At 64.4% G+C, this 12,278-nt stretch carries 9 protein-coding genes; 4 read left to right on the top strand and 5 right to left on the bottom strand.

Features of this window, described 5'->3' with window-relative positions; translation table 11 throughout:
- Positions 1-15 precede the first annotated feature (15 nt).
- The gene (locus tag ABOC32_RS14360; RefSeq protein WP_426811501.1) at positions 16-1,428 is read left to right on the top strand and encodes an MFS transporter; all 1,413 of its coding nucleotides are present in this window, start codon (positions 16-18) and stop codon (positions 1,426-1,428) included.
- Positions 1,429-1,444: 16 nt separating this feature from the next.
- On the opposite strand, the gene ABOC32_RS14365 is transcribed toward ABOC32_RS14360, so the two are convergent.
- On the bottom strand, positions 1,445-2,212 hold the full coding sequence (locus ABOC32_RS14365; RefSeq protein WP_426811502.1) for a LysR family transcriptional regulator: 768 nt from the start codon (positions 2,210-2,212) through the stop codon (positions 1,445-1,447).
- A gap of 122 nt (positions 2,213-2,334) precedes the next feature.
- Between ABOC32_RS14365 and ABOC32_RS14370 the strand changes: the two genes are divergently transcribed.
- On the top strand, positions 2,335-3,066 hold the full coding sequence (locus ABOC32_RS14370; RefSeq protein WP_426811503.1) for an SDR family oxidoreductase: 732 nt from the start codon (positions 2,335-2,337) through the stop codon (positions 3,064-3,066).
- A 175-nt stretch (positions 3,067-3,241) separates the two neighbouring features.
- Here the strand turns inward: ABOC32_RS14370 and ABOC32_RS14375 are convergent, their stop codons facing one another.
- From ABOC32_RS14375 to ABOC32_RS14390, 4 genes are all read right to left on the bottom strand, one after another.
- Positions 3,242-4,747, bottom strand: a complete 1,506-nt coding sequence (locus tag ABOC32_RS14375; protein WP_426811504.1) for a nucleobase:cation symporter-2 family protein — start codon at positions 4,745-4,747, stop codon at positions 3,242-3,244.
- A gap of 204 nt (positions 4,748-4,951) precedes the next feature.
- The gene (locus tag ABOC32_RS14380; RefSeq protein WP_426811505.1) at positions 4,952-6,325 is read right to left on the bottom strand and encodes an 8-oxoguanine deaminase; all 1,374 of its coding nucleotides are present in this window, start codon (positions 6,323-6,325) and stop codon (positions 4,952-4,954) included.
- A 224-nt stretch (positions 6,326-6,549) separates the two neighbouring features.
- On the bottom strand, positions 6,550-8,130 hold the full coding sequence (locus ABOC32_RS14385) for an aldehyde dehydrogenase (NADP(+)) (RefSeq protein WP_426811506.1): 1,581 nt from the start codon (positions 8,128-8,130) through the stop codon (positions 6,550-6,552).
- Positions 8,131-8,266: 136 nt separating this feature from the next.
- On the bottom strand, positions 8,267-9,661 hold the full coding sequence (locus ABOC32_RS14390) for an APC family permease (RefSeq protein ID WP_426811507.1): 1,395 nt from the start codon (positions 9,659-9,661) through the stop codon (positions 8,267-8,269).
- A gap of 282 nt (positions 9,662-9,943) precedes the next feature.
- Here ABOC32_RS14390 and ABOC32_RS14395 point away from each other — a divergent pair, with 282 nt between their 5' ends.
- Together ABOC32_RS14395 and ABOC32_RS14400 are read left to right on the top strand one after the other, a co-directional pair.
- Positions 9,944-10,786: a LuxR C-terminal-related transcriptional regulator gene (locus ABOC32_RS14395; protein ID WP_426811508.1), complete on the top strand. Its 843-nt coding sequence runs from the start codon at positions 9,944-9,946 to the stop codon at positions 10,784-10,786.
- Positions 10,787-10,828: 42 nt separating this feature from the next.
- The gene (locus ABOC32_RS14400) at positions 10,829-12,211 is read left to right on the top strand and encodes an aspartate aminotransferase family protein (RefSeq protein ID WP_043196680.1); all 1,383 of its coding nucleotides are present in this window, start codon (positions 10,829-10,831) and stop codon (positions 12,209-12,211) included.
- The last annotated feature ends 67 nt before the right edge of the window (positions 12,212-12,278 follow it).

Here is a 12,278-nt window from a genome sequence, read left to right on the forward strand (position 1 = left end):
GAAGGACCTGAAACTTTGGCCAGCCCGGCAGCCGTCTATACCTCCCGCCAAACCACCTGCATCGCCTTGCTGGTTGCTATCACCTTCTTCATGGAAAACCTCGACGCCACGGTTATCGCCACTGCATTGCCGCAAATCGCCAGTGACTTCGGTGAAAGCGCGGTCAGCCTGAACATCGGCATCAGTGCCTACCTGCTGGCAGTAGCGGTGTTCATTCCGCTCAGTGGCTGGGTGGCCGACCGTTTCGGCCCGCGACAGGTATTTGCCGGGGCCACTGGCCTGTTTACCATGGCGTCGTTGCTGTGCGGCATGGCCCCGACCCTGGAAACCTTCGTCGCCGCCCGGGTGCTTCAGGGTATCGGCGGTGCTCTGATGGTACCGGTGGGCCGGCTGGTGGTGCTGCGCACGACCGAGAAGAAAGACCTGGTGAAAATGCTCGCAGTGATCACCTGGCCCGGCCTGGTGGCGCCGGTACTGGGCCCGCCGCTCGGTGGCCTGATCGTCACGCATTGGTCGTGGCCCTGGATTTTCTACCTGAACATCCCCCTCGGGTTGCTGGCCATTGCGGCGGCCTGGATGCTGATTCCGAATACGCGGTCTGATGAAAAACGCCGCTTTGACACGCTGGGTTTCGTTTTTCTGGCATCGGCTTGCGCGGCGTGGCTGGTCGGCCTGGAAATGCTTGGCTCGCTGGCGGGTGACAGCCTGGGTGCCGGATTGGCGCTGGTGTTGCTGGGTGGCGTGCTGACCTGGTTGGCGATTCGCCATTGCCGGCGCCATGCTGCACCGCTATTGCCACTGGATACCCTGTCCATCCCCACGTTCAGGGTCAGCATTGTTGGCGGTACGTTGTTCCGCCTGTCGATCAGCGCCTTGCCGTTCCTCATCCCGTTGCTGCTGCAGATTGGTTTCGGCTTGTCGCCGGTGGACGCCGGGCTGCTGGTGCTGGCGATCTTTGCCGGCAACCTGGCGATGAAGCCGTTTACCACCGGGTTGCTGCGCCGCTATGGTTTCCGCCGCGTGTTGCTGGTCAACGGGCTGCTTGGCGTTGGCTGCATTCTGGCCTGCCTGGGCTTGCAGCAAGGCATGCCGTGGTACTGGATGGCCGTTGTGTTGTTCATGGGCGGGCTTTCGCGCTCGATGCAGTTCACCACGTACAACGCTGTCGGTTTTGCCGAAGTACCCAAGCCGCAGATGGGCGAGGCTTCGACGCTGTTCAGCATGTGCTTCCAGCTGGCGATGGCGTTGGGTGTGGCGGTGGTGGCACTGCTGTTGCGCGTGGCGATGATGGTGCGGGGCGGCGAAGGCGAGATGACCGTCAGCGACTTCCACTGGGCGTTGATTGGCGTTGCGTTGATTGCCTGTGTGGCGTTGGCGGATGCCATGCGCTTGCCAAGCAACGCCGGGGAACAAGTGCTGCGCACCTGATGGCCGTGGCGCGGCCCTACAACGCATCGCGTAGCTGAAGGACGCCATCAAGCGCCAGCGCCTGGGCCGAATAGCACAGGCCGATACGCCGGCGAAGGTCCAGCTGGGGCATGGGCTCGATGCGCACGCCCGGGTGTTCGGTGGCCAGCGACTCCGGCACGATCGCGGCACCCAGGCCCGCGGCGACCAGCTCCAGGGCCAGGGCAAAGGTGTCTGCTTCCGCCACCAGAGTACCGTTGTAGAAAGGTTGCAGGCGCTGATGGCTGGGCTGGGCCGGGCAGGTGATCCAGCGCGCTTCGGTGGTTGCCTGCTGCGCAACCGCCAGCACGAACGGGTCGCTGTGCAGCGGCAGAAACAACTCATCCTCACAGCGCAGTTCTTCGCTGGCCAGCCGCACCGCGCCCAGGCAGCCGGTCGCCAGTTGCAGGCGCACCGGGTGCTGGAGGGCAGCCGCTGCCAGCACCACCTTGCCCAGTACCGCCGCACTCACATCCTGCTCCACGCCGATCTGCAACGGCGCACGCTCACGATCGCCCTTGAAGCGGCCGAGCAGGCGGTTGGCGTCGGCGACCATGCGCTGCGCTTCGGGGTACAGCGCGCGTGCATCTTCAGTCACCTCGACGCCGCGGGCCTGGCGCACGAACAGCGTGGTGCCCAGGGCCTGCTCCAATGCCCGGATGCTGCTGGAAAGCGCCGGTTGGCTAAGGTGTATCGAACGTGCGGCGGCGGTGATGTTGCGCTCTTCGAACACGGCGATAAAGGCGCGAAGCTGGCGATAATCCATGGGGTACCCATAAGTGATGCCGATGGCTGCGAAAAGAATTTCCCGTTTTTCGCAAGAAAAACCAGCTTCTATACTCGCTCTACTTCTTACCCATAGGCAAATCGGATAACAGGATGGTGACCATGACCAACACCCACAAACCCTTGGTAGTCATTACCGGTGCCAGCTCCGGTATCGGCCTGGCCACCGCCAAGCTGCTGTCCAGCCGTGGCCACGCCCTGTTGCTGCTGTCCCGTCGCCTGGCGCCGATGCAGCAACTGCAGTTGCCGGATACCTTGGCACTGGCGGTCGATATCACTGACCGCGCTGCCGTGCTGGCAGCCGTCGCCGAAGCCGAAGCGCGGTTTGGCCCGGTAGACGCGATCATCAACAATGCTGGCGTGATGCTGCTGGGCAGTATCGCCACCCAGGACCCGGAGCAGTGGGACCGCATGCTCGACGTCAACGTGCGTGGGTTACTCAACGGCATCCATGCGGTGGCCAGCGGCATGGTCGAGCGCAAGCACGGCACCATCATCAACGTGAGTTCCGTGGCCGGGCGCAAAGCCTTCCCCAACCATGTCGCCTACGTCGGCACCAAGTTTGCCGTTACCGGCCTTTCGGAAAACCTGCGTGAAGAGCTGGCGCCGAGTAACGTGCGGGTGATCACCATCGAGCCGGGTGCAGTCGATACCGAACTGCTCAGCCACACGACCGATGACGCCATCAAGGCGGGGTACAACGACTGGAAACAGGAGATGGGCGGGGTGCTCACAGCCGAAACCATTGCCGAGACCATCGGCTTTGCCTATGGCCAGCCGCAGTCGGTGTGCATCCGCGAAATCGTGGTGTGCGCTACCCGCCAGCAGCAATAACCGGCCCGATACACTGACGCGGTCCCTGTAGGAGCGGCCTTGTGTCGCGATCGGGCTGCGCAGCAGCCCCGGCAATGGCTGCGTTGACGCTGGAATCCGGGGGCTGCTGCGCAGCCCGATCGCGACACAAGGCCGCTCCTACAGGGGGACCGCGCAAGGCTTTAGAGATGCAGGGTCAGTGCATGTGCGCCACTGGCGTCTTGGCCGGTTTCAAATGCCCCTCATCAACCTCCATGATCGGCACCTCGTTGCCATCCCGGTCATACAGCCTGCCATCACGGAACACGTCACCTTCATTCAACCCGGCGATATCTCGGTAGCGCAGGGTGCGCTCGCTGGCGGCGACGAACACCGACTGCTGGTCGGAGTTGCCGGCGCGCAGGTGGTTGAACAGCAGGTTGAGCAGAATCGCCATGATCGCCGCCGAGCTGATGCCGGAGTGGAAAATGGTCTCGAACCAGGTCGGGAAGTGGTGATAGAAGCCCGGGGCCGCAATCGGGATCATGCCAAAGCCGATCGAGGTGGCGACAATGATCAGGTTCATGTTGTTGCGGTAGTCCACCTGGGCCAGGGTGCGGATGCCGCTGGCCGCGACCGTGCCGAACAGCACCAGCCCGGCACCGCCGAGCACGGCGGTAGGCACCGCGGCGACCAGCCTGCCCATCACCGGCAGCAGCCCCAGCGTGACCAGGATCAGGCCGGCGCTGGCCACCACGTAGCGGCTCTTTACCCCGGTCACGGCGACCAGGCCGACGTTTTGCGCAAAGGCACTTTGCGTGAACGAGCCGAACAACGGCGCCAGGGCGCTGGAGATCATGTCGGCACGCAGGCCATTGCCCAGGCGCTTGGAGTCGACCGGGGTGCCGATGATTTCACCCACGGCCAGGATGTCTGCCGAAGTCTCGACCATGGTCACCACGATGACGATCAGCATCGACAGGATCGCCGCCACCTGGAACTGCGGCGCGCCGAAGTGCAGCACCTCGGGCATGGCCACCCATGGCCCTTGCAGCGCCTGGGAGAAATCGGCCATGCCGGTGACCATCGCTGCCAGCGTGCCGATCACGATGGCCAGCAGGATCGACAGGCGCGACAGGCTGGCACTGCCCAGCTTGCTCAGCAGCAGTACCGAGGCCAGGGTGAACGCCGCCAGGCCAATGTTCGCCGGGCTGCCAAAATCAGCGGCCTGGCTGTTGCCGCCCATGGCCCAGCGCGCGGTCACCGGCATCAGGGTCAGGCCGATGGTGGTGATGACGATGCCCGTCACCAGGGGCGGGAAGTACTTGATGATGCGCGAGAACAGCGGGGTGATCAGCAGGCCGACCAGCGACGACACGATCACCGCGCCGAACACCACCTGCATGCCGCCGGTGCCGTCATTGCCGATGATCGCGACCATGGTGGCGACGCTGGCAAAGGAAACCCCCTGCACCAGGGGCAAGCGGCAGCCGAAGAAGGGAATGCCCAAGGTCTGCAGCAATGTTGCCAGGCCCCCGGCGAACAGCGAGGCGGCAATCAGCAGGCCGACATCGCCAGCGCTGAGGCCTGCGGCCTGCCCGATGATCAGCGGTACGGCGATCATGCCGCCGTACATGGTCAGTACATGTTGCAGGCCATAGGCCAGGTTGGCGCCCACGCCGAGGTTCTCGTCTTCCGGACGAGGTGAAGCGGGAGAAGTCATGGTGAGTAGCTCGCTTTTTTATTTTATGCGTCTAACAGCACGGTCTCAGTCGCATTCGTTGAGTGATGAACAGCTAAAAGCGGGCCGCGTTGCGGCCCATCGCCGGCAAGCCAGCTCCCACTTTGACCGCATCGGGCTCAAGGCATGTGCAGTATTTGTGGGAGCTGGCTTGCCGGCGATGGGCTGCGCAGCAGCCCGTGTAGATCAGGCGCCGCTGACCAGCTGGTGTGCCAGCTGGTTGTGGCGCTCCAGCACGCGTGGCAAGTCGACGGTGGCCAACTGGCCATCTTTGACCACGACGCGGCCGTTGATCACGCTGGTGTGCACCTGGGTCGGGGTGCAGAACACCAGTGCTGCCAGCGGGTCGTGGTGGCCGCCGGCATAGGCCACATGGCCCAGGTCGAAGGCGACGAAGTCGGCAACCATGCCGGGTGCAAGGGCACCGATGTCATTGCGGTTGAGCACCTTGGCGCCGCCGAGGGTGGCGATTTCCAGTGCTTCGCGGGCGGTCATGGCGTCGGGGCCGAAGCCTACCCGCTGCAGCAGCAGGGCCTGGCGCACTTCACCGATCATGCTGGCGCCGTCGTTGGAGGCAGAGCCGTCGACCCCCAACCCTACCGGTACGCCGTGGTCGCGCATCTTGCGAATCGGGGCAATGCCCGAGGCCAGGCGCATGTTCGAGCATGGGCAGTGGGCGACACCGGTGCCGGTGCGGGCGAACAGCTCGATGCCGTGCTGGTCGAGCTGCACGCAGTGGGCATGCCATACGTCGTGGCCGACCCAGCCAAGGTCTTCGGCGTACTCGGCAGGGGTCATGCCGAACTTCTCGCGGCTGTAGGCGATGTCGTTGACGTTCTCGGCCAGGTGGGTGTGCAGCGACACCCCGTACTGGCGCGCCAGCACGGCCGCTTCGCGCATCAGGTCGCGGCTGACCGAGAACGGCGAGCAGGGCGCTACCACGATGCGGCGCATCGAGCCGTGGCTGGCATCGTGGTAGTCCTCGATCAGGCGCTGGGACTCCTTGAGGATGTCAGCTTCCTTTTCCACCACCGAATCAGGCGGTAGGCCGCCCTGGCTCTGGCCGACGCTCATACTGCCGCGCGCGGCGTGGAAGCGCATGCCGATCTCGGCGGCAGCATGGATGCTGTCGTCGAGCTTGCAGCCGTTGGGGTAGATGTACAGGTGGTCGCTGGAGGTGGTGCAGCCGGACAGGATCAGCTCGGCCATGGCGGTCTGGGTCGACACCGCGATCATCTCGGGTGTCAGGCGTGCCCAGATCGGGTACAGGTTGGTCAGCCAGTTGAACAGCTCGCCGTCCTGGGCTGCCGGCACCACGCGGGTGAGGCTCTGGTACATGTGGTGGTGGGTGTTGACCAGGCCCGGGATGACCACTTTGCCGGCCATGTCGAGGATGACATCGGCCTGTTGTGGCAGGGTATCGCTGGGGCCGACCTGTTTGATCAGGTTGTCTTCGATGTACAGGCCGCCGTTCTTGATCTCGCGGCGTTGGCCGTCCATGGTGACCAGAAGTGCGGCGTTTTTGACGAGTAGCGTTTTTGCAGGGGTTGTAGATGACATGGCGTGAGCCTGCCGCAATACGCATCGGCGATTACCGATGTCATAGGCGCACGGCATTGTAATCAAGGTTTTTGCTGATTGTATACAGGCCAGTTAAGCCTGCACCGGCCTCTTCGCGGGTAAACCCGCTCCCACAGGTTTATTACCATCATCGAAATGGGTGCGATCCTTGTGGGAGCGGGTTTACCCGCGAAGAGGCCGGCACTGGCTACATCAACGGATGATCACACCGCCTCGCGGCTGCTCACACCGTCCAGCAACCGCGCAATCCCCAACGGGTTATCGTTTTTCAGTGCATCCGGCAGCAGCGCATCCGGGTAGTTCTGGAAACACACCGGCCGCAGGAAACGGTCGATGGCCAAGCTACCGACCGACGTGCCGCGTGCGTCCGAGGTGGCGGGGTAAGGCCCGCCGTGCACCATGGCATCCGAAACTTCCACACCGGTCGGGTAGCCGTTGAGCAGCAGGCGCCCGGCCTTGCGCTCCAGCAACGGCACCAGCGCGGCAAAGGCGTGCAGGTCGTCAGGCTCGGCAATCAGGGTGGCGGTCAGCTGGCCCTGCAGGTGGCCCAGCGCTTCGGCCAGTTGCTCGGCATCGGCCACCTCAACCACCACGGTGGTCGGGCCGAACACTTCTTCCTGCAGCAGCGGGTCGCCGTTCAGCAGCAGGCTTACGTCTGCCTTGAACAGCTGTGGCTGGGCCTGGTTGCCGGTTTGTGGCTGACCGGCCAGGTGCTGGATATCCGGGTGCGCCAGCAGGTGCTGCACACCGTTCTGGTAGCTGCGCAGGGTGCCGGCGTTGAGCATGGTCTGCGGGCCCTGGTCGGCCATGCGAGCCACCAGGGTTTGCACGAAATGCCCGAATTGCGGCGACTGGATGCCCACCACCAGGCCCGGGTTGGTGCAGAACTGCCCGCAACCCAGCACCACCGAGGCGGCCAGTTCGCCGGCGACTTGCTCGCCACGGGCCTGCAACGCCTGGGGCAGGACAATCACCGGGTTGATGCTGCTCATTTCGGCAAACACCGGGATCGGCTGCGGGCGTGCCGCCGCCATGTCGCACAGGGCGCGGCCACCGCGCAGCGAGCCGGTAAAACCGACCGCCTGGATGGCCGGGTGCTTGACCAGCGCTTCGCCCACGCCGGCACCGTAGATCAGGTTGAACACGCCTGCCGGCATGCCGCTGCTGGCCACCGCGCGGTCAATGGCAGCTGCCACATGGGCGGCAGTGAGCATGTGCCCGCTGTGCGCCTTGAACACCACCGGGCAGCCAGCGGCCAGCGCGGAGGCGGTGTCACCGCCAGCGGTGGAGAAGGCCAGCGGGAAGTTGCTGGCGCCGAACACAGCCACCGGGCCCACGCCGATACGGTACTGGCGCAGGTCCGGGCGCGGCAGCGGGGTACGCTGGGGCAGGGCACGGTCGATGCGTGCGGCGTAGAAATCGCCACGGCGTACCACCTCGGCAAACAGGCGCAGCTGGTTGCTGGTGCGGCTGCGTTCGCCACGGATGCGGGCTTCGGGCAGCGCGGTTTCGCGCATCACATGCTGGATGAAGTCATCACCCAGTGCGTCCAGCTCGTTGGCGATGGCGTCAAGGAAGGTGGCACGCTGGGCGGGGCTGGTGCTGCGGTAGGCCGGGTAGGCGGCCTCGGCGGCCTGCACGGCGGCCTCTACTTCGTCGCCGGTCGCCTGGTGGAAGGCGTAGGGCAGTGGCTCGCCGGTGCGGGCGTCGACGCTGTTCAGCAGCACGTCACCGTTGCCGCTGAGCTGGCCGGCGATATGGTTCAGGCGATGTTCGATGGGCATTTCGTTTCCCGTTGGCAATGACAGTCGTTGTGCTGGGACTGTAGGCGGCGAACGGGGGGCTGAATAATGATTAATGCGGATCGGGTGATAACGACCAGTTATCACCCAGATTTCAGGGCGCGCACGTATTTGGGTGTCACTCCGCCATCTGCAAATCCGGCAGCTTCACCCGAAACGCGCGGGTCAGCCCCATCAGCACCACCAGGCCCATGCCCATCCAGCACAGGCCGATGGTGAACGACAGGCTGGTCAGGCTGCTCCACAGCCACAGCGTGCTGAGAAAGCCCAGGCCGGGAATGGCGCCGTACAGCAGGTAGTTGCGGCCACCGCGCAGCTTCTGGTCGACCAGGTAGTGCTTGACTACCGCGAGGTTTACCGCCGAGAAGGCGAACAGCGCGCCAAAGCTGATCATGTTGGCCACGGTGTCGAGGGTGATCACCAGAGCGATCAGCGACAGCAGGCTGACCACCAGGATGGCAGTGGCCGGCACGCGTTTTTTCGTCACCAGCTGGCCGAATGCCCGGGGCAATGCGCCGTCGCGGCCCATGGCGAACAGCACGCGCGACACGCTGGCCTGGGACACCATCGCCGAGGCGAAGCAGCCGGCCACGTAGGTGGCAGTGAAAGCCGTTACCAGCAGTTCGCCGCCAACACGGCGCATCACGTCCACCGAGGCCGAATCCGGGTCGGCGAAGCTGCCCCAGTCGGGGAACACCATCTGCGCGCAGTACGACACCACCAAAAACAGCAAGCCGCCGATCAGCGACACCGCCAGGATCGCCACTGGAATGCGGTAGGTCGGGTTGGTCGTTTCTTCGGCCATGGTCGAGACCGCATCGAACCCCAGGAAGGACAGGCACAGCACGGCGGCGCCGGTCATGATCAGCGGCACGCTGAAGCCTTCGTGGTGGAAGGGGGCCAGCAGCGACACCGGCTCCGCCTGTCCGCTGAGCTTGAGAACGGACAGGGCGACGAAGACGATGATGAACACCAGCTGCACCACCACCAGGATCCAGTTGACCCGGGTGATGGACTCGATGCCGATCAGGTTGAGGAAGGTGACCAGGGCAATGGAGCCTGCCACCCACACCCAGGCGTGGATGGCGGGGAAGTATTCCGACATGTAGATGCCGATCAGCAGGTAGCTGAGCAATGGCAGGAAGATGTAGTCGAGCAGCAGTGTCCAGCCGGTAATAAAGCCGATGCTGCTGCCGAAGGCCTTGCGCGTGTAGGTGTAGACCGAGCCGGAGTAAGGGTGGGCCTGGACCATGCGGCCGTAGCTGTAGGCGGTCAGCAGCATGGCGGCGAGGGTGAGCAAGTAAGCGGTGGGCAGGTGCCCTTTGGTCATCTGGGTGACCAGCCCGTAAGTGGTGAATACGGCCAGGGGCACCATGTAGGCCAGGCCGAACAGTACCAGGGCGGTCAGCCCCATGGACTTGCGGAAGCGGCCGGTGCTGGCGCCGGGTTGCGAGGGTGCATGCGGGGCGGGGCTATGGGAGGTGCTATGGGCTGTACTTGTTGTTGTATGCATTGCTAACTCCTGGAAAAGGATGCAGGACACCGCAGTACGCGAGCAGGCTCGCTACCGGTGGGTGAAGTGCAAGGAGGTCGAGCGGAAGGCTCGCAGCGCTGGGGCGGGTTGATGCTCCCACACCCTGCAGGCACCCGGAATCACCCTTTGGGGTGAGTGGGTGAAGCCCTTGCCCGGCTCACCCCAAAGGGTGATTTCGGCGTCTGCAGCGGCGTGGGAGTATCTGGTCAACAACGCACCGCACTGGCGGCGGTGCCATTGAATGGAAACGGCAGGCCCACAGTGACTAATCAATTGCTTTCAGAACAGTGGTTCGAGCACCTGGCCAAGGTCACCGAGGCCATCGGCCGGCCGGGCTTTGCCGCCAACCTGTTTGCCGCACTTGGCGTGATCCGGCCGATCCAGGCGACCACGGTGTACCTGTACCCGCACGACGGCATGCCTTGTGCGCTGTTCCAGCAAGACGACAAGGCGCCCTGGCAGCCCGAGGGCAATGTCAGCCGCTACTTGTCCGGCTTCTACCTGCTCGACCCGTTCTACGGGGCGTGTGTAGAGCAGGTCGAGTCGGGTTGCTATGGGTTGTTCGAAGTGGCGCCCGACCATTTCGAGGTCAGCGAGTACTACCAGTCGTTCTACCGGCACTCGCACCTGGAGGATGAGCTCAACTACATCCTGCAGGTTGCGCCGGGTCAGAGCCTGGCGGTGTCGCTGGCGTTCACCGACAAGCTGGATGCGCACACCCGCGAGCTGTACGGGCGCATCACCCCCTGGGTGCTGGCGGTGCTGAGCAAGCATTTCGCCGGGCTGGACAGCCGCGCCGGGCGCTTCGAGAACATCCTCGAACAACGCATCCACGCCGCGCTGAACAACTTTGGCAGCTCGCTGCTGACCGAGCGTGAGTGCCGTATCGCCCAGTTGATCCTGCGTGGCCACTCGACCAAGTCGCTGGCCGAGCGCCTGGGGGTGTCGGAAGACACCATCAAGTCGCACCGCAAGAACGTCTACGCCAAGCTCGATATCGGCACCCAGTCCGAGCTGTTTTCCCTGTTCATCGACGCGCTGGCCAATGCCCAGGGCGTGCTGGGCAAGGACCCGCTGGAAAGCTACATGGGAAAGCTGCGCTGAGCGCCAGCCACCCTGCAACCCCACCGCAAAGGAAAACCAACAATGAATGCGCCTTTCGCCCCGCAACGCCAGACCCGCGACTACCAGGCCTCCGATGCCGCGCACCATATCCATGCCTTCCTCGACCAGAAGGCGCTGAATGCCGAAGGGCCGCGGGTGATCGTCGGTGGCGAACGCCTGCACCTGTGGGACAGCGAGGGCAAGCGCTACCTGGATGGCATGTCTGGCCTGTGGTGCACCCAGCTCGGCTACGGGCGCCGCGACCTGACTGTCGCCGCCGCCACGCAGATGGACCAGCTGGCCTACTACAACATGTTCTTCCACACCACCCACCCGGCGGTGATCGAACTGTCCGAGCTGCTGTTCAGCCTGCTGCCCGGCCACTACAGCCACGCGATCTACACCAACTCCGGCTCTGAAGCCAACGAAGTGTTGATCCGTACCGTGCGCCGCTACTGGCAAGTGGTTGGCCAGCCGAACAAGAAAGTCATGATCGGCCGCTGGAACGGTTACCACGGCTCGACCCTGGCGGCCACGGCGCTGGGCGGCATGAAGTTCATGCATGAAATGGGCGGGCTGATCCCGGATGTGGCGCACATCGACGAACCGTACTGGTACGCCGAGGGTGGCGAGCTGACCCCGGCCGAGTTCGGCCGTCGCTGCGCCATGCAACTGGAGGAAAAAATCCTCGAACTGGGCGCCGAGAACGTTGCCGGCTTTATCGCCGAGCCGTTCCAGGGCGCAGGCGGCATGATTTTCCCGCCGGAAAGCTACTGGCCGGAAATCCAGCGCATCTGCCGCCAGTACGACGTGCTGTTGTGCGCCGATGAGGTGATTGGTGGCTTTGGCCGCACCGGCGAGTGGTTTGCCCATGAATACTTCGGCTTCGAGCCCGACACCCTGTCGATCGCCAAGGGCCTGACCAGCGGCTACGTGCCCATGGGTGGCCTGGTGCTGAGCAAGCGCATTGCCGAGGCACTGGTGGAGCGCGGCGGGGTGTTTGCCCACGGCCTGACCTATTCCGGCCACCCGGTGGCGGCGGCGGTGGCGATTGCCAACCTGAAGGCGCTGCGCGACGAAGGCATTGTCACCCAGGTGAAGGATGACACCGGGCCGTACCTGCAGCGCATCCTGCGCGAGGTGTTCGCCGACCACCCATTGATCGGCCAGGTGCAGGGCGCCGGGTTGGTGGCAGCGTTGCAGTTCGCCGAGCACAAGCCAACGCGCAAACGCTTTGCCAACGAGAACGACCTGGCCTGGCAATGCCGCACCTTTGGTTTCGAGGAAGGGGTGATCATTCGCTCGACCCTGGGCCGGATGATCATGGCCCCAGCCTTGATCGCCAACCACAGCGAGCTGGATGAACTGGTGGAGAAAACCCGCATTGCCGTGGACCGCACCGCGCGCCTGGTCGGCAAACTCTAAGGGCCACCTGTTTCTCTGTGGGAGCGGGCGTGCCCGCGAACACCGGCGCAGCCGGTGCCATCCATCG

This window comes from Pseudomonas sp. WOUb67 (assembly GCF_050058005.1).
In the GTDB taxonomy this organism is placed as follows: domain Bacteria; phylum Pseudomonadota; class Gammaproteobacteria; order Pseudomonadales; family Pseudomonadaceae; genus Aquipseudomonas; species Aquipseudomonas putida_R.